Genomic DNA, 18388 nt, shown 5'->3' with positions numbered 1-18388 from the left:
ATTACAGCTCCGATGATTTAGAAGGTTGGTCTGTAGAAATATTTACAACAGGGATAGTGTTTAAATCCCATTTCCAATTATCAGGTGTTGTTTTTACAGGGATCATCTCAATACAGTCTGTTGGACATGGAGCGACACATAAATCACATCCAGTACATTCCGATTCAATAACGGTATGTAAGGCTTTTGTCCCACCAACAATGGCATCAACAGGGCAAGCTTGAATACATTTAGTACATCCAATACACATATCTTCATGAATAAAAGCGACTTTTTTAATGCTTTTTTCTTCATCATGAGCTGAGCTAGGGACGTCAACTCCCATAAGATCAGCAAGCTTCTCAATAGTAGCCTGACCGCCTGGAGGACATTTATTTATCATATCGCCATTTGCAATAGCTTCAGCGTAAGGCTTGCAACCAGGGTAGCCACATTGGCCACATTGGGTTTGAGGAAGAATTGCATCGATTTGTTCGACGATAGGGTCGGACTCAACTTTAAATTTAATTGATGCAAACCCCAGTATTAAGCCAAATACTAGGGCAAGAGCAGCAATAGCTATAACAGCAATTAAGATTGAACTCATGTTTATAATTTCACTAAACCAGTAAAGCCCATAAAGGCTAAAGACATTAAACCTGCAGTGATCATCGCAATAGAAGCACCTTTAAAAGGCAAAGGTACATCGGCAGCAGCAATTCGTTCACGCATTGCAGAAAATAAGATAAGTACTAAAGAAAAACCAACGGCAGCACCAAAACCATAGATAATAGATTCTACGAAATTATGATTTTCAGTTACATTAAGCAAAGCGACACCAAGAACCGCACAGTTAGTTGTAATTAACGGTAAGAAAATACCCAGCACGCGATATAACGTCGGGCTTGTTTTGTGTACTACCATTTCAGTAAATTGCACAACAACAGCAATAACAAGAATGAAGCTCATTGTTCTAAGGTATTCAATTCCTAGCGGAGATAAAATATATGTTTCGACAAGGTACGAACATACTGATGCTAAGGTAAGAACAAATGTGGTCGCTAGGCCCATTCCGATAGCACTTTCTAGTTTTTTAGAAACGCCCATAAATGGACAAAGTCCTAAGAACTTAACTAGTACAAAGTTGTTTACTAGAACGGTACCAATAAGTAGTAAGAGATACTCAGTCATGCCAATGATTTTTATGATAATAGATGATCTGGTTATTATCGGACTTTAAGCGCGTGATAACAACCTTAGAAAGAATAGGTTTTTAATATTTTAAGTAAAAAAAAAAGCCTCATCGTTAGACAAGGCTTTTAAAAGTGGCTCCTCTTGCTGGACTTGAACCAGCGACATACGGATTAACAGTCCGCCGTTCTACCAACTGAACTAAAGAGGAATTAACTTTTTATATAGTCACGCAATGCTTAAAAAAAGCAGTAACCTAACTATTTAAATGTGGCTCCCTTTGCTGGACTTGAACCAGCGACATACGGATTAACAGTCCGCCGTTCTACCGACTGAACTAAAAGGGAATTGTTTAAACGGCGGTGATATTATCTATTCTAAAAAAAACTGTCAACACTAAAAATTGAAAAAAAATGAGTTAGTTTATTTTGCGGTCAACAAAACAATTTTAAGTAAAAAAGGATTGACATCTCTCTTAAGCTAAAGACGATAAGGGTTGTGGGTAGTTATCCACTAAAACTGTGGATAACTATGTTAATGGATCTTTGTTAACTGCCTCTAAGCATGATTAAATATAGGCTCAGCACTTAATAAGTAAAATGAAAAATGAGAACTGGCGACAAAAATCAATAACTTACGGGTTGTATATGTTTTACTTATCAATAGTAATGATTATTCACGGTAAAAATAAAGAATAAAGTTAAATTGATTATAAATTAATCTTTTCTGGGGAAAACTTTTCTTATTTAAGAGTTTCTATAAAAAAGAGAAGGGATTTGATAGGGTAGTAACTTATAAAAATAAGTAGGAAAGTGGAGCAGTATAAAATGTCTAGTGCGTATGAACTCGTATCTAATTATCAACCTGCGGGCGATCAACCTCAAGCGATAAAAACACTTAATGAAGGTCTTGAAAATGGGTTAGCTCATCAAACGTTATTGGGGGTTACTGGTTCAGGTAAAACATTTACTCTTGCTAATGTTATTGCTCATTCTGGTCGCCCAACGATCATTATGGCTCATAACAAAACATTAGCAGCACAGTTATATGGTGAAATGAAAGCCTTCTTTCCAAATAACGCCGTTGAATATTTTGTTTCTTATTTTGATTATTACCAACCAGAAGCCTATGTACCAACGACGGATACATTTATAGAAAAAGACTCATCGGTTAATGAGCACATTGAGCAAATGCGTTTATCAGCAACCAAAGCACTATTAGAACGCAAAGATGCGATTATTATTGCTTCTGTTTCAGCAATATATGGCTTAGGTGATCCAAAAGCCTATTTGAGTATGATGCTGCATTTACGCCGTGGTGACATTATTAATCAAAGAGACATGCTGCGTCGTTTAGCCGAATTGCAATATAAGCGTAATGACATGGCTTTTGAACGAGGTACATTTCGAGTTCGTGGGGAAGTGTTGGATATTTTTCCAGCAGAGTCTGAACATGAAGCCATTCGTATTGAAATGTTTGATGATGAAGTTGAGCGCATCAGTAAGTTTGATCCATTAACAGGGTCAATTATAACGAAAGATATGCCACGTTGTACTATCTACCCTAAAACACACTATGTAACCCCTCGTGAACAGGTCTTAGATGCGGTCGAAAAGATCAAAGTCGATCTTGCTATTAGACAAAAAGAATTGCTAGAAAATAATAAGCTTGTTGAAGAGCAGCGTATCACTCAGCGAACCCAATTTGATATTGAAATGATGAACGAATTGGGTTTTTGCTCAGGGATTGAAAACTATTCACGTTATTTGAGTGGTCGTCCAGAAGGTGAGGCTCCTCCAACTTTGTTTGATTATTTACCACAAGATGGCCTATTAATTATCGATGAATCTCATATTACCGTTTCTCAAATAGGTGCTATGTATAAGGGGGACCGCTCACGTAAAGAGAATTTAGTTGAGTATGGATTCAGATTACCGTCAGCTTTGGATAATCGTCCGCTACGATTTGAAGAATTTGAAGCATTAGCGCCTCAAACTATTTATGTGTCAGCTACTCCTGGTAAATATGAGATAGAAAAGTCAGATGGAGAAATTGCCGAACAAGTCGTACGTCCAACTGGATTATTAGATCCTGTGATTGAAGTTCGTCCAGTGGCGACACAAGTGGATGATTTATTATCAGAGATCCGTATTCGAACTAAAAACAATGAACGAGTATTAGTGACAACATTGACGAAGCGTATGGCTGAAGACCTAACGGAATATCTTGATGAGCATGGCGTAAAAGTTCGTTATTTACATTCAGATATTGATACGGTTGAACGTGTCGAAATTATTCGTGATTTACGTCTAGGTGAGTTTGATGTACTTGTTGGCATTAACTTACTTCGAGAAGGCCTAGACATGCCTGAGGTTTCATTGGTTGCGATTTTAGATGCAGATAAAGAAGGCTTTTTACGTTCTGAACGTTCGTTAATTCAAACGATTGGTCGTGCTGCTCGTAACTTAGAGGGTAAAGCCATTCTTTATGCTGATAAGATCACTGGTTCAATGGAAAAAGCCATTGGTGAAACAGAAAGACGAAGAGAGAAGCAGCAATTACACAATGAAGCGTTAGGTATTGTTCCACAAGCGCTTAAGAAAGACGTTGCCGATATTCTTGAATTGGGTGATATGACTAAAAATAAACGTAAAGTCGTTGCACCTAAGATTAAGTTATCTGAAGTTGCAGAAGAAGGAGCTAGTTACAGTTCGATGTCGCCACAACAGTTAGAAAAGGCGATTCAGAAGCTAGAAAGTAAGATGTATCAACATGCGAAAGACTTGGAATTTGAACAAGCTGCACAAGTTCGAGATGAGATTGATAATTTAAGAAAACAATTTATAGTGAATAGTTAGTTATTGATTTTATAGCAGAAAAAAAGAAGCCAACCGCAATATCCCGGTTGGCTTTATTGTTCATGTGAAAGTAAATTTCACTAACAACGTCAGTTGGCTAGGTGACCCTTTGGCTTAAAGGGTCAATATACCTATTGCAGGGAGCGTGCCAACTTTTTTACCTGTAAAAATAAGCTAAAAAAGCCTAAATAGTGCGCAAAGTCATCCTTTTTTGCATTTTGCAAATTGCGTTTTGCGAATCATGATTGCATAATGCAAATATCAATCGTGTTTTTACCCTCAAGTTGGATTTGATGATACAAAAAAAATATTTATTAATGGTAGAAGATACCGCTTCCGTTGCTGCGTTATATCGCTCTTATTTAAACCCGTTAGGTTTTGATATTGACGTCGTAGCTAAAGGTGTTGAAGCCATTGAGAAAATAAAATTAAGAACCCCAGACCTTGTGTTACTAGATTTACGTCTGCCTGACATGACGGGTTTTGATGTCTTGGCTGAAATTCGCAAAGATAACCAAAGTATTCCTGTTGTTTTAATGACGGCTCATGGTTCAATTGATGCTGCAGTAGAAGCCATGCAGTTAGGGGCTCAAGATTTCTTAATCAAACCATGTGAAGCTGACCGTTTGAGGGTTACGGTAAATAACGCATTACGACGCGCACAAAAAGACCAGAAAGAATTTCAAGAAAATCCAAAAGATACCAATAAACAGTATCAAGGGTTTATTGGTAGTAGCTCTCAAATGCATCAGGTGTATCGCACGATAGATTCCGCCGCACCAAGTAAAGCAACGGTATTTATTACTGGTGAATCGGGGACGGGTAAAGAGGTGTGTGCAGAAGCCATCCATGCGGCTAGTAAGCGTGGAGACGGGCCTTTTATCGCTATTAACTGTGCGGCAATTCCAAAAGATTTAATTGAAAGTGAGCTTTTTGGTCACGTTAAAGGCGCATTTACAGGTGCCTCAGTTGATCGAAAAGGTGCTGCCGAACAAGCAGATGGAGGTACGCTTTTCCTCGATGAATTATGTGAAATGGATTTGGATTTACAAACCAAATTATTGCGATTTATTCAAACGGGTACTTTTCAAAAAGTTGGTTCTTCTAAAATGAGTCGAGTTGATGTTCGATTTGTGTGTGCGACTAACCGTGATCCTTGGTTAGAAGTTCAAGAAGGACGCTTTAGAGAAGACCTTTATTATCGTCTGCATGTTATCCCTTTAACGTTACCGCCTTTAAGAGATAGAGGTAATGATATTATTGAGATTGGACACTCAATCCTTGGGCACTTTTCACATGAGGAAGGTCGCGAATTTATCACATTTAGTCCCGAGGTTGTGGACAGGTTTTTGAATTACGATTGGCCTGGAAACGTACGACAATTGCAAAATGTGATTAGGAATGTAGTCGTATTAAATAAAGGAAAAGAAGTCGAATTATCCATGCTGCCCCCTCCATTATCATTAGATAGTAAGAGTGGTGTAAATATTGCATCTAATGTATCCATAAGCGATTCAACTAAGCCTACAGAATCTATTCTGCCTAGTAATAGGATCTTAGATAGTAAAGATCAAGAAACTATTATTCCGTTATGGCAATCTGAAAAACAGATCATTGAAAACGCAATTGAACTATGTGGTGGGAACATTCCACAAGCCGCTAAGCAATTAGAGGTTAGTCCCTCTACAATATATAGAAAACTACAGTCTTGGAATGAAAGATAAGGGGACTATCGTGAGTCAGTATGTTAATCAAATCGCTGTAAATCAATTAATGCAGGAAGTTGGAGATGAAAATATCCCTGTGCTTTTTGGTATTTTTTGTGATGAGTTAGATGATTTTATTGGGGCGCTTAGTAGTCATCCTGAAATTGATAAAGTAAGAGAAATTAGCCATTGTCTAAAGAGCAGTGCGGGCAGTTTTGGTGCAGATAAGCTTGCAAAAATGGCGATTCATATTGAAGAAAAAGCGAAGCAGAAACAAGAAAAATGGGTTGAGCGCAATATCTCTGAATTTGTAGACATTGCGCGTCAAACTGAAATGGCTTATCGAGAGCTCTTACTTAAGTAAATCAATAATCGCGTCTTTTAACTTTTCTCTATCGTGTCGCCAATCATGATTTGGCGATGCGAGATCAGTCTTCTTGCAATCGTATTCTTGTTGTAATCCATTTAATTCTTTATCTGTTAGGATAATATCTACCTTTCGTCCTGAACATGCGCGTTCACACCATTCAAGCATCATTCTATGATCCATTTTACCTGCTGGACCAAATTCTTTAGATAGATTATCAATAAAAACGACTTTGGCTTTCTTGTTTGAATTAATGGCTTTTCCTATACCCGGAAGTAAAAGAGGTGGCATGATGCTTGTCAAAAAGCTTCCAGGGCCAAGTAATATTAAATCCGCTTGTTTGACAGCATCAATGGCTTCAAGTGTTGCAGGTACTTTAGGGTCGAGAAATAAACGTAAAGGAAGTTCATCCATTTCATCGACATTAGTTTCGCCAGATATTTTACGTAAATCTGAGGTTAATGCTCCCAAATCTGATGGGTGCTCGGACATTGGGATGATATGGGTTTCTACTTTTAGCATGTCACGAATTAGATTAATTGCATCTAATGGACGAACACTTAAGTTATCCAACGCCGTCAGCATTAAGTTACCCAAATTGTGCCCGTGCAGTTCACCTTGGCCTTTAAAACGGTACTCAAACATCATTGAACTGATTGACGGGTCCATAATTAATTGATTGATACAGTTACGTGTATCACCCCAGGCAATTCCGCCTTGGCATTCACGTATACGGCCTGTGGAACCACCGTTATCAGTCGTTGCAACAATTCCAGTTGCATTGCCACCAAAGTCACTTAATGCCGCGAGAACTCGACCTAGTCCGTGACCGCCGCCAATAGCAACAATTTTATGTTCAATCATAGTTGTGATACTTAATTATGTAGTGATAGTTATTAAAGTGTGCTCGATAATGAAAATCAGGACAAGTCAGTATTGGTGAAATGATGAAGTTATCACAGATTACCTTGGTATTTATTATCGAATCGTTACCACTTTATAGATAGTTAGTCATAAATATGAGCTAAAAACGTCTGTAATAGCAAAAAAATTGGAAAAACAGATGAATATTGAGTATTTTAATAAGAGCACCAAACTGAAAAGTCAGTATGGTTGCCATAACTCCGAGCTCAAGCTGCTAAGTTGTTTTTTAAGAAGCACTCAATATGTAGCGTGAGCCAGTGACAATTCGGTCACAAGGGTTTGTTTGGAAATGAACAAGCCTCCCGTGTTTGGAAAGGTGTTCCGTGGCGCAACAATTCGCAGATAATTTTGATCGTAAGTTCTATTACTTACGATTGTCAGTTACAGACGTCTGTAACTTTAAATGTACTTATTGCTTACCTGATGGTTATAAGCCAGAAAAGGGAAAGCGTGAGTCCTTCCTTGAACTTGATGAAATCGAACGTACTGTTAGTGCGTTTGCTCGTTGTGGTACGTCTAAAGTACGTATTACAGGGGGAGAACCAAGTCTTCGCAAAGATTTCACTGATATTATTCGTACTGTTGCCTCTCAGCCTGGTATTACTAAGGTTGCAACTACTACCAACGGTTATCGTATGGAAAAGCATGTTGCAGAATGGAGAGAAGCAGGGTTAACCGATATTAATGTGAGTGTTGATAGTTTAAATCCACATATGTTTTATCAGATCACTGGCGAAAATAAATTTGCTGAGGTGATGGCTGGTATTGATAAAGCGCTTGAAGTTGGTTTTAAACAAGTCAAAGTAAATACCGTATTATTAAAAGATCTCAATAGCACCGAACTTCCTTTATTTTTAAAGTGGATTCAAACTCGCCCGATTCAATTGCGTTTTATTGAATTAATGCAAACGGGTGAGATGAATGATCTATTTAAAAATCATCATCAATCTGGCGTGTCTATTCGAAATCATCTTATTGCCAATGGTTGGTTATTAAAAGCTCGTGGCGAAAGTGATGGCCCTGCTCAGGTATTTATTCATCCTGATTACGTGGGCGAAATAGGACTTATCATGCCGTATGAAAAAGATTTTTGTCAGAGTTGTAACCGACTTCGTGTATCGGCAAAAGGCAAATTACATATGTGCTTATTTGGTGATTATGGTGTGGATCTTCGTGATTTATTACAGCAAGATTCTCAACAAGATGAATTAATCCAACGAATTCAAACTCAGCTAGATAACAAAGCTGAAGGCCATTTTTTACATGATGGCCACGCAGGAATGACCCCTCATTTAGCCTCAATTGGCGGATAATAAAGAAGAATTATGTCAAATTTTACTCATATTAATGCCTCTGGTGAGGCAAACATGGTTGATGTTTCTGCGAAACAAGAAACCGTTCGTGAAGCTCGTGCAGAAGCTTTTGTTCATATGGCTCCAGAAACGTTAGAGCTTATCGTTTCAGGCTCTCACCATAAAGGCGATGTTTTCGCTACAGCACGTATTGCTGGTATTCAAGCGGCCAAAAAAACATGGGATTTAATTCCGCTTTGTCATCCTTTATTACTTTCTAAAGTTGAAGTTCAACTTGAAGCGATTGAAGCGGAAAACATGGTTCGAATTGAGTCTGTATGTAAGTTAGCGGGTAAAACCGGTGTTGAAATGGAAGCGTTAACAGCAGCATCCGTTGCGGCATTAACCATTTATGATATGTGTAAAGCGGTCCAAAAAGATATGGTTATTGGTCAAGTTCGTCTATTAGAAAAGACGGGTGGTAAATCTGGACACTTTAAGGCAGACGCATGATTACAGTATTATTTTTCGCGCAAACAAAAGAGTTAGTTGGCACTGATAAACTGGAACTATCTGGTGAATATGCAACGGCAGAAGCCATTCGTCAAGAATTAAGCCAAAAGGGCGATAAGTGGGATTTAGCATTAGAAAAAGGTAAGTTGCTTGTTGCAATTAATCAAACGATTTCAAGCTTAGATTCTACTGTTTCTGATGGTGATGAAGTTGCTTTTTTCCCACCAGTAACAGGTGGTTAATATGATTTCTGTTCAAGAGCATGATTTTAACGTTGGTGATGAATATCAATTACTAGCAGAAGGTACGGCTGCTGGTGCTGTGGTTACTTTCATTGGTAAAGTTCGTGATATGAACCTAGGTGATGATGTTACAGGTCTATCTTTAGAACATTACCCAGGAATGACCGAGAAGTCTCTTAACGATATCGTTGCACAAGCGAAAGAGCGTTGGCCTCTACTTAAAGTGAAGGTGATTCATAGAGTAGGTGACTTAGAACTTGGCGATCAAATTGTCTTTGTGGGTGTATCAAGTGCTCACCGTGGGGCTGCGTTTGATTCTTGTGAATTCATTATGGATTACTTGAAAACCAATGCTCCGTTCTGGAAAAAAGAGCGAACTACAAAAGAAGTGCGTTGGGTTGAATCTCGAGATACAGATAAAACAGCTGCAGAGCGTTGGGAAAAATAGACGTATAAGAACTGAATTATATCGGTATAAAGAAAAAGGGAAGACAGCATCAGCTTTCTTCCCTTTTTTAATGTTATAGACCCTACAAACAAGTAGGGCTATATATTATTTGTTATAAATACCAAACTGCTCCATAGCGTAGGCTACACGAGCTTCTGGGGTAGGGTAAGGAACGGTTTCTTCTAAGCTTTCAATATGCTTCAGTCTAGGTAATAAACCCGTACCGTTTGCAATTTGAATCGCAAGGCCTGGACGAGCATTCAGCTCTAGAACCATAGGACCATATTCTTTATCAAGAACCATATCAGTCCCCATATAGCCTAAGCCCGTCATTTCCCAAGCACTTGATGCCAGCGTTAGTAACTTTTCCCAATGAGGTACTTCAAGTGTACTGAGTAGCTTACCTGTATCAGGGTGCGTTTCTACTGGTAAATCAAACTGTACTGCGCGTACTGCTTTACCTGTACCAATATCTATACCAACACCCACAGCCCCTTGGTGTAGGTTAGCTTTACCATCGGAGTCTGATGTTGATAAACGCATCATAGCCATAACAGGGTAGCCTTTAAATACGATAATTCGTACATCAGGTACACCTTCATAACTGAATCCATCAAAAACGTCATCAAATTGAATTAAGTTCTCGATAACCGCAACGTCATTCTTACCACCCAATGAGAAAAGACCAGCGAGGGTATTGGTAATATGGCGTTCAACATCTTGTTTTGAAGCTTCAGCACCAGATGGTTTAGTATAAACGCCATCTTTGTGTGATGTTACAACAAGTATACCCTTACCACCGCTTCCTTGAGCTGGTTTAATAACAAAGCCAGGCCAGTCTTTAACGATGTTATGAATATTTTTCACTTCAGCTTGACTATCGATCACACCAATTAGCTTTGGAACAGTTGCTCCTGCTTTTTCGGCGATGATCTTGGTTTTTAATTTGTCATCAACCAATGGGTATTTGCTTCTGTCGTTGTAACGGCCAATATAGCTGCCGTTACGTTGGTTCATACCCATGATGCCTTTTGCTTTTAGTTTTGACGGAGAAGTAAATCTACTAAACATAGGTTAGTCCTCCGCTAATGGCTTAAAGCGACGAAGCTCACTTAGTCGGTAACCTGTGTAGTTACCTAGCATTAGAATAAGTGCTAAGACAATTAGCTGTATACCAATGAAGTTAAATGTAAGATGCTGTACAAATGGGTTTGTCATTGCGATATAAATAATTACCGCAGTTAGTAATGAACCACCACCTTGTGTAGCAACTTCTTTCCAACCTTCTTCTTCCCAAAGGATAGACATACGTTCAACAGTCCAAGATAGAATGATCATTGGGAAGAACGTGATACTTAGACCCGCTGTTAATCCAATCTTGAATGCAACGATAGTAAACAGAGAAATGATCATAATAACCGTGATGATAACGGCTGAGATCCTGGCAACTAAGAGTAAGTTAAGTTTTGATAAGTAACTTCGGATAATTAAACCAGTACCAACAATCAGCAAGAAACCTACAATACCTGTTACTAATTGTGTTTGTACGAATGCAACAGCAATTAGAACTGGCATGAAAGTACCAGATGTTTTTAAACCAATAATGATTCTTAAGAAAACAACAATCAAAGCCCCAATAGGAATCAACATGATGGTTTTAAACATCGATTGCTCTTCTAATGGAAGACTGTGAATTGAAAAGTTTAATAAATTATCTGCATCTACTTTTTTATCTGTAGCTGTAGCAGGAGAAATTTCCTGTGCAATCATTGAGAAATGAATTTGACTGTTTTTACCACCAACAACATCCAACAATGAAACATTCGTTTCATCCCAAAGAAGTAGATTTGATGGTTGACCTTGTTCACCTGTCTCTGGGTTAAATAGTTTCCAATGCTCACCATTCCATACTTCAATCATATGTTGAACTGATTGGCGGCGGCGACCATCTTCTAACCAAAGAGTACCAACCACTTTATTATGGATGTTCTCAAAGCTAAGTAGTTTTGAAATTGCTTGTACTTTAGTTAAGTCATTTAGAAGCAACGATGCATTTTGGTTATCGTTGTCGTTAAATTGCTTAATAAGTTCACGAGTTAAGGTGATGTCATCAGAAGAACGTAGTCGAGCTTGCTCTAATAATGAAATCGCAGCAGCTTCATGTGGTCCTTCAAATGTTACCGCTTCTGGTTTGTCAGTTTTAGGTGGCTCAATCGTTGCGCTAGCTTGAGGATCCACTAAAATTTGAGTTTTGTAATACAGAGTTTGAGGTCCATCGGCTTGACGAATTGTCCATTCAGCGCGACGTCCATGTTCTGTTGTTAGGTAAGCAATACCATAGCCTGGTGATGAAGCACTTTCATCGACAATAGTAAAACCAGTTTGAGTTTGTGGAGCAGCCATAGAAACCTTAACAGGTTTATTTACTGCATCAAATTGAATACGGGCTTCAACATCCCATACTTGGCTTCTTTCTCCTGGAGTCCAAGGCACACCATATGAGTCATGGCGAAGCCAACTCAATGTAAGTCCAGCAACAATTAATAGCGAGATAAGAAAATAAAAAGGCACTCTTGATGGCATAACGTCCTCATTGTAATGGCAAAAGTGGAAGATAATTATAATTGTAATTCATGCGGTAATTTATGCTACTAAGATATTGAATAAATTACCGCTTATTTGATGTAGAGTTATTTTTTGCTCTGAACGAATTCTTTGCTGACATCGACAACAGCGATATCTTGAATAAACTCACGACCTAATAAAACAGAATGAGTCATGTGAGATCGATCTGCAAGGGTAAACTGTACTTTTTCGTGGATTGCGCCAAGTTTTATCCATAATTCGACAACAGGGCGGCGTTCAGCATCTTCTGCCGTTGCTTGACGAATTTTTACGTTACGGATAACAGGAGCAGTAATCCACTCAAGTTTTCCATCATCAGCTTTAACGTCTTGGTTTACTAGATGGAATCGAACCCATTGGCTACCGTTGCGCTCAAACTCTTGTAGATCAACTGCGTTTAGAGAAGAAGTGGTTGCACCAGTATCAATACGAGCTGTGAATGCTTGTTTAATATCGGCGATTTCAACGTTTTCAATCGCACCAAGCACAATAGTGTCTTTTAAAGCTTGAGATTGCATAGAAATAGGGAGTGGAGCAAGACGTTTTTTCTTAGATGTAGCGACTCTAATGCTGTTTTGAATTTTTGTTTGTTCGGAACGGACAATAGATAGTTCTTCAGAAACATTAGATAGCTCTTTTTCTAATGTAGAAATATACTCGTTTTGAGTCTCAATTTTTGTTTCCATATTATCCAAACGAGTGTTTAGATTGGTTTCCATTGATTTAATTGCAGCGACGGTTTCTGAATTGTCTGAAGCTAAAGGTTGAGTCTGTTGTGTAAGAGCACAGCCAGAAAGGCTTAAAACTGCAACCAGTGGTAGAATTCGTTGGATCATTTTATGTTCCGTTGAGTTAAATTAACATGTGCATAATAACGATAATAAATGAGAGCGAATAGCCCTCAAATGTTAAAGTTTAGTCAGGTTTCTTTGCTATTAAAATCGCACGTTTTGGTGCTGGGTGACCTTCAATGGTTTTTGTTGAATCATTTGGGTCTAAGTATTCAGGTAAAGAATTATGTTTCATCCATTCAGTAGAGCGTTGCTCGCCTGTTGTTGTTACACATTCATCTACTATTTTTACATCGACAAATCCAACACTCTCTAACCATACTTTTAGTGCTCTAGCTGATGGGAAGAAGTATACATTGCGCATTTGAGCGTAGCGATCAACAGGCATTAATACTGCGTTTTCGTCGCCATCAATAACTAATGTTTCTAGTACCAATTCACCACCAGCAACTAATTGGTTTTTTAGTTGAATTAGATGATCAAGTGGAGAACGGCGGTGATATAACACACCCATGCTAAATACGGTGTCAAAAGCGTTCAATTCAGGAAGTTGCTCAATTCCTAACGGTAATAGGTGAGCACGTTGGTCATTCCCCATTAGTTTGCGAATAGCTTCAAACTGGATTAAAAACAAATGTGATGGGTCAATACCCACACACAAACGTGCTTCTTCACCAAGCATGCGCCACATATGATATCCGTTACCGCAGCCAACATCTAAAACTGAACGATTTTTTAGTGGCGTAATGTGAGGTAGCAAACGATCCCATTTCCAATCTGAGCGCCATTCAGTATCAATATGAATGTCATGAACCGTAAATGGGCCTTTTCTCCATGGATGGAAGGTTTGTAATAAGTTTTCTAATTTTTTGCGTTCGCCATCAATTAATGGGGTGTTATTTGATAGCGTTACTGATGATTTTAAGTCGATATTATCAGCGCATCCTTCAGGGATTTTTTTCAACGCTTTTATCCAACGCTCAATATCACCATGTTCTGCATTCTGCCAGTCGGTTAGTTGCTGTGGCAATGTATTTAACCAAGGTTGAAGAACGGTATCTTGGGCAATTAGTTGATAAAAATTAGCAAAATTAAACATAAATATCTTTATATAGTTGGTGATAACAAAACAGGGTTATTTGATGGCAAACATTGAACCGAAGTTAAAACATTGGAACCATACTTCAGAGCTTTTAAAGCCAATCTCATTAAAGCGCTTTTTGTGCACATCAATTGTGTCAGGTAGCATCACGTTTTCAATAGCACTGCGTTTTTGACTTATTTCTAGTTCGCTGTAGCCATTTGCACGTTTAAAGTCATGATGTAGGTCAATCAGTAATTCGTTAGCATTTTCATCTTCAAAAATGTATTTCTCGGATAAAATCAAAATGCCGCCAGGACGCAAGCCAGCATAAATTTTTTCAAGTAATGCGTGACGGTCTGCAGGCGCTAAAAATTGCAATGTGAAGTTCAAAACAACAACAGAAGCATCTTGAATATCAACGTCACGTATATCTGCTTCTAGAATCGTTACTGGTGTATCTGAGCGGTAAGCATTAACAAGTAAGCGACAACGCTCGACCATAGCGGATGAATTATCCACTCCAATAATTTGGCAACCTTCTTGATCGATACTTCGGCGCATTGAAAGCGTTGCCGCTCCAAGTGAACAACCTAAATCATAAACATTTGAATGTGGTTTAGCATAGCGTTCGGCCAGCATACCGATGGCTGAGATAATATTGCTGTAGCCTGGAATGGATCGTTGGATCATGTCAGGGAATACTTCAGCAACGCGTTCATCAAATGTGAAATCACCAATTTTGTCGATTGGTGTAGAAAAAATAGTATCAGGGTTAGCCATGGGATTCTCACTAAGGCTTGGTTATGACATCCATACGAAACTCATACAACTCTAGGTAAATATTGAATTCTACTTACCTAGAACGGCATGATTCATAGCACTCCAGCTTATGATGGCGCTATTGTAGTGAATTCTTGAGTTAATGTCTTTAGGGCAATGAAAATTGAAAGGGAAGTTTTTCAGATAGGTAACAGACTTGAAGTTACTTGGGTATACGTTATTTTTCCTTTATAATATCGGCATATTTTTGCGTTTTGTATATTAATTCAGCAGATTGGCTGGTAAATACGTCATTTAGGCAAGCGTGAATAGAATTATGAAAAATGCAGCACTCCTTTTTCGCTGCATTTACTATTGAACATGTATATTAGATTGGGAAAATCATCATGCGCACCCATTACTGTGGTAACCTGAACAAGTCCCTTGCAGGGCAAACTGTAGAACTTTGCGGCTGGGTAAACCGTCGCCGTGATTTAGGCGGTCTTATCTTTATTGATATGCGAGATCGTGAAGGTATCGTTCAGGTAGTTGTTGACCCAGATATGAAAGACGTATTTGAGGTTGCAAGTCAACTGCGTAATGAATTCTGTATCAAATTTACTGGTGAAGTTCGTGTTCGTCCTGATAGCCAAGTAAATAAAGATATGGCTACTGGTGAAGTAGAACTTTTGGCTACAGGCCTTGAGATCATCAACCGTTCTGCGGCGCTTCCATTAGACTTCAACCAAACTAACTCAGAAGAGCAACGTCTGAAGTATCGTTACATTGATTTACGTCGTCCAGAAATGAGTGACCGTATCAAGTTACGTGCTCGTGCATCAAGCTTCGTTCGTCGTTTCTTAGATGAAAACTTATTCTTAGATATCGAAACGCCAGTATTAACGAAAGCAACACCAGAAGGTGCTCGTGATTACTTAGTACCAAGCCGTGTTCATAAAGGTAGCTTCTACGCTTTACCACAATCACCACAGCTATTTAAACAATTGCTAATGATGTCTGGTTTTGACCGTTACTACCAAATCGTAAAATGTTTCCGTGATGAAGATTTACGTGCTGACCGTCAACCTGAATTTACTCAAATCGATATCGAAACCTCATTCATGACTTCTCAAGAAGTTCGTAATGTGACTGAGCGTCTTGTTCACGATATGTGGAAAGAGCTTCTAGATGTTGAACTTGGTCAATTCCCTGTAATGCCATTCTCTGAAGCAATGCGTCGTTTTGGTTCTGATAAACCAGATCTACGTAACCCGCTTGAACTTGTTGACGTTGCTGATCTTGTTAAAGATGTAGACTTCAAAGTGTTCTCAGGTCCTGCAAATGATGAAAAAGGTCGTGTAGCCGTTATCCGTGTACCTGGTGGCGCTTCATTATCTCGTAAGCAAATCGATGAGTACGGTAACTTTGTAGGTATCTACGGTGCGAAAGGTTTAGCTTGGATGAAAGTGAACGATCGTGCTGCAGGCTTTGAAGGTGTTCAATCTCCTGTTGCTAAGTTCTTAAATGAAGAAGTAGTCAACGCAATTCTTGAACGTACTCAAGCTGAAACTGGCGATATCATCCTATTTGGTGCAGATAAAGCAGGTATCGTATCGGAAGCGATGGGCGCACTACGTCTTAAGTTAGGTACTGATCTTGAGCTAACAGATACATCTGCATGGGCTCCATTATGGGTTGTTGATTTCCCAATGTTTGAAGAAGACGGTGAAGGTAACTTGCATGCAATGCACCACCCATTCACATCTCCTTTAGGTGTTTCCGCTGAAGAGCTACAAGCAAACCCTGCTGCAGCGAACTCTGATGCATACGATATGGTAATTAACGGCTACGAAGTTGGTGGTGGTTCTGTACGTATCCATAATGCAGAAATGCAAACAGCGGTATTTGGTATCCTAGGTATTGAAGCTCAAGAACAACAAGAGAAATTTGGTTTCTTACTTGAAGCTCTAAAATACGGCACGCCACCACACGCAGGTCTTGCTTTTGGTCTTGACCGTCTAGCAATGCTACTTTGTGGTACAGAAAACATCCGTGATGTTATCGCGTTCCCTAAAACAACGGCTGCAGCATGTCTACTTACAGACGCTCCAAGCCTAGCAAACCCTGCTTCTTTAGAAGAATTGGCGATTGCAGTTAAATTTGCCGAGAAAAAAGACGCATAATTAGCGTTTAATTCTTTGTAAAAAAATGCCCGTATTTATGCGGGCATTTTTGTATCTATACTATGTAAAGTGAGACTGCTCTTTATTACTAATACCTTGAGTTTGAAGTGATATCTAGCTAATATATATGTATAAATAATCAGTGGTTTTTATATGTCTATCATTTTAGGGATTGATCCCGGCTCGCGTATTACTGGATATGGTGTTATTCGCCAAAATGGCCGTCATCTGCAATATCTTGGCAGTGGTTGTATTCGTATGTCTGAAAAAGAACTACCTGGTCGATTAAAGCAAATTTATGCGGGAGTTTCTGAAATCATCACGCAATTCCAACCTGATGTGTTTGCGATTGAACAAGTATTTATGTCGAAAAATGCTGACTCAGCATTAAAGCTTGGCCAAGCAAGAGGCAGTGCAATTGTCGCCGCGGTGAATGCAGACTTACCCGTTTACGAATATGCAGCTCGTTTAATTAAGCAAGCAGTAACAGGAACGGGTGGTGCTGATAAATCTCAAGTCCAACATATGGTCATGAGTATGTTGAAACTGCCGGCTAAACCACAAGCCGATGCTGCTGATGCATTAGGCGCAGCCATTTGTCATGCCAATACCAATAAAACATTAATTGCGTTAGCTGGTAAAGCAACGGGAGCACGTCGTGGGCGTTATAGATAAAGAGCACCAGTGTTGCTTGTTATAAATTCTCATTTCTTTTACTGGATATCTATCCAGTTCTTTATTACTATCTTAACTTATTATTTATTTTAAAGAGTATCTATTGTGATTGGACGTCTTCGCGGAAATTTATTAGAAAAACAACCACCAGAATTATTAATTGAAGTGAGTGGTATTGGCTATGAAGTACAGATGCCAATGAGCTGTTTTTATGAATTACCAGAAGTGGGTTCGGAAGCCATTATTTATACTCATTATGTTGTACGTGAAGATGCACAGCTACTATATGGTTTTAATACTAAAAATGAACGAGCGTTGTTTCGTGAAGTAATTAAAGCAAATGGTGTTGGTCCTAAGCTGGGCTTAGCTATTCTATCAGGAATGACAGCAGCGCAATTTGTGCAAAGTGTTGAACGTGAAGATATCTCAACTTTAGTTAAGTTACCGGGTGTTGGTAAAAAGACAGCGGAAAGACTTGTTGTTGAAATGAAAGATAGATTAAAAGGATGGGGAGCGGGTGATCTGTTTACGCCAGTGACCGATGCAGCGCCAATGGATGATGGTTCAGAATTTATCACATCTCCACAAAGTGCTGTGGATGAAGCGGTTAGTGCATTAATTGCATTAGGTTATAAACCTCAGCAAGCATCTAAAACTGTTTCTCAAATTGCTAAGCCGGACATGACCAGCGAAGTATTGATCCGTGAATCATTAAAGTCGATGATTTAATCATCTTCTAATTGTTGAGTAC

Annotated in this window: 18 protein-coding genes, 2 tRNA genes and 1 riboswitch; of the genes, 10 read left to right on the top strand and 10 right to left on the bottom strand. The window is 38.9% G+C overall.

Annotated elements, in window-relative coordinates:
* Window position 1: 1 nt before the first annotated feature.
* The 4 genes from rsxB to HC728_RS01430 form a co-directional block, all read right to left on the bottom strand.
* Entirely contained in the window at window positions 2–586 is a 585-nt protein-coding gene (gene rsxB, locus HC728_RS01445) for an electron transport complex subunit RsxB (RefSeq protein WP_005418571.1), read from the bottom strand.
* A gap of 2 nt (window positions 587–588) precedes the next feature.
* Entirely contained in the window at window positions 589–1170 is a 582-nt protein-coding gene (gene rsxA, locus HC728_RS01440) for an electron transport complex subunit RsxA (protein ID WP_005418573.1), read from the bottom strand.
* 135 nt (window positions 1171–1305) lie between these two features.
* Window positions 1306–1381, bottom strand: a tRNA-Asn gene (locus HC728_RS01435).
* A 60-nt stretch (window positions 1382–1441) separates the two neighbouring features.
* A tRNA-Asn gene (locus HC728_RS01430) sits at window positions 1442–1517 on the bottom strand.
* 480 nt (window positions 1518–1997) lie between these two features.
* Between HC728_RS01430 and uvrB the strand changes: the two genes are divergently transcribed.
* The 3 genes from uvrB (at window position 1998) to HC728_RS01415 (ending at window position 6098) form a co-directional block, all read left to right on the top strand.
* Entirely contained in the window at window positions 1998–4028 is a 2031-nt protein-coding gene (gene uvrB, locus HC728_RS01425) for an excinuclease ABC subunit UvrB (protein WP_190395052.1), read from the top strand.
* 293 nt (window positions 4029–4321) lie between these two features.
* Window positions 4322–5752 carry a quorum-sensing sigma-54 dependent transcriptional regulator LuxO gene (gene luxO, locus HC728_RS01420; RefSeq protein ID WP_012534219.1) on the top strand — a complete coding sequence of 477 codons (1431 nt, stop codon included), beginning with the start codon at window positions 4322–4324 and terminating at the stop codon, window positions 5750–5752.
* A 10-nt stretch (window positions 5753–5762) separates the two neighbouring features.
* Entirely contained in the window at window positions 5763–6098 is a 336-nt protein-coding gene (locus HC728_RS01415) for an Hpt domain-containing protein (RefSeq protein ID WP_012533672.1), read from the top strand.
* Here HC728_RS01415 and yvcK read toward each other — a convergent pair.
* On the bottom strand, window positions 6087–6965 hold the full coding sequence (gene yvcK / locus HC728_RS01410; RefSeq protein WP_190395051.1) for a uridine diphosphate-N-acetylglucosamine-binding protein YvcK: 879 nt from the start codon (window positions 6963–6965) through the stop codon (window positions 6087–6089). The genes HC728_RS01415 and yvcK overlap by 12 nt on opposite strands.
* Window positions 6966–7211: 246 nt before the next feature.
* A riboswitch (molybdenum cofactor riboswitch) is annotated at window positions 7212–7360 on the top strand.
* On the opposite strand from yvcK, the gene moaA reads away from it, so the two are divergent.
* The 4 genes from moaA to moaE all read left to right on the top strand — a co-directional run bounded on the left by moaA (window position 7349) and on the right by moaE (window position 9520).
* Window positions 7349–8338, top strand: a complete 990-nt coding sequence (gene moaA / locus HC728_RS01405) for a GTP 3',8-cyclase MoaA (protein WP_017019157.1) — start codon at window positions 7349–7351, stop codon at window positions 8336–8338. It overlaps the preceding riboswitch by 12 nt.
* 12 nt (window positions 8339–8350) lie before the next feature.
* Window positions 8351–8830 carry a cyclic pyranopterin monophosphate synthase MoaC gene (moaC, locus tag HC728_RS01400; RefSeq protein WP_005418586.1) on the top strand — a complete coding sequence of 160 codons (480 nt, stop codon included), beginning with the start codon at window positions 8351–8353 and terminating at the stop codon, window positions 8828–8830.
* On the top strand, window positions 8827–9072 hold the full coding sequence (moaD, locus tag HC728_RS01395) for a molybdopterin synthase sulfur carrier subunit (RefSeq protein WP_005418589.1): 246 nt from the start codon (window positions 8827–8829) through the stop codon (window positions 9070–9072). Before moaC ends, moaD begins: the two co-directional genes overlap by 4 nt.
* A gap of 1 nt (window position 9073) precedes the next feature.
* Window positions 9074–9520, top strand: a complete 447-nt coding sequence (gene moaE, locus HC728_RS01390; RefSeq protein ID WP_005418591.1) for a molybdopterin synthase catalytic subunit MoaE — start codon at window positions 9074–9076, stop codon at window positions 9518–9520.
* A gap of 105 nt (window positions 9521–9625) precedes the next feature.
* Here moaE and HC728_RS01385 read toward each other — a convergent pair whose 3' ends face one another.
* The 5 genes from HC728_RS01385 to cmoA form a co-directional block, all read right to left on the bottom strand.
* Window positions 9626–10591, bottom strand: coding sequence for an alpha-L-glutamate ligase-like protein (locus HC728_RS01385; protein ID WP_005418593.1), 966 nt, complete (start codon window positions 10589–10591; stop codon window positions 9626–9628).
* A gap of 3 nt (window positions 10592–10594) precedes the next feature.
* On the bottom strand, window positions 10595–12103 hold the full coding sequence (locus HC728_RS01380; RefSeq protein WP_190395050.1) for an inactive transglutaminase family protein: 1509 nt from the start codon (window positions 12101–12103) through the stop codon (window positions 10595–10597).
* Between the two features lie 107 nt (window positions 12104–12210).
* The gene (locus tag HC728_RS01375) at window positions 12211–12981 is read right to left on the bottom strand and encodes an ATP-dependent zinc protease (RefSeq protein ID WP_017019155.1); all 771 of its coding nucleotides are present in this window, start codon (window positions 12979–12981) and stop codon (window positions 12211–12213) included.
* Window positions 12982–13060: 79 nt separating this feature from the next.
* A complete protein-coding gene (gene cmoB / locus HC728_RS01370) occupies window positions 13061–14035 on the bottom strand; it encodes a tRNA 5-methoxyuridine(34)/uridine 5-oxyacetic acid(34) synthase CmoB (protein WP_063651466.1) in 975 nt (324 codons plus the stop codon).
* A gap of 36 nt (window positions 14036–14071) precedes the next feature.
* Window positions 14072–14800, bottom strand: a complete 729-nt coding sequence (gene cmoA / locus HC728_RS01365) for a carboxy-S-adenosyl-L-methionine synthase CmoA (RefSeq protein WP_063658255.1) — start codon at window positions 14798–14800, stop codon at window positions 14072–14074.
* A gap of 386 nt (window positions 14801–15186) precedes the next feature.
* On the opposite strand from cmoA, the gene aspS reads away from it, so the two are divergent.
* The 3 genes from aspS to ruvA all read left to right on the top strand — a co-directional run bounded on the left by aspS (window position 15187) and on the right by ruvA (window position 18366).
* Window positions 15187–16962, top strand: a complete 1776-nt coding sequence (gene aspS, locus HC728_RS01360; protein WP_017019153.1) for an aspartate--tRNA ligase — start codon at window positions 15187–15189, stop codon at window positions 16960–16962.
* 153 nt (window positions 16963–17115) lie between these two features.
* Window positions 17116–17637: a crossover junction endodeoxyribonuclease RuvC gene (gene ruvC, locus HC728_RS01355; RefSeq protein WP_005418602.1), complete on the top strand. Its 522-nt coding sequence runs from the start codon at window positions 17116–17118 to the stop codon at window positions 17635–17637.
* 105 nt (window positions 17638–17742) lie between these two features.
* Window positions 17743–18366, top strand: coding sequence for a Holliday junction branch migration protein RuvA (ruvA, locus tag HC728_RS01350; RefSeq protein WP_190395049.1), 624 nt, complete (start codon window positions 17743–17745; stop codon window positions 18364–18366).
* Window positions 18367–18388 lie beyond the last annotated feature (22 nt).

The organism is Aliivibrio sp. S10_S31 (assembly GCF_014694495.1).
Lineage (GTDB): Bacteria > Pseudomonadota > Gammaproteobacteria > Enterobacterales > Vibrionaceae > Aliivibrio > Aliivibrio fischeri.
This window is presented reverse-complemented; position numbering and strand designations above follow the sequence as displayed.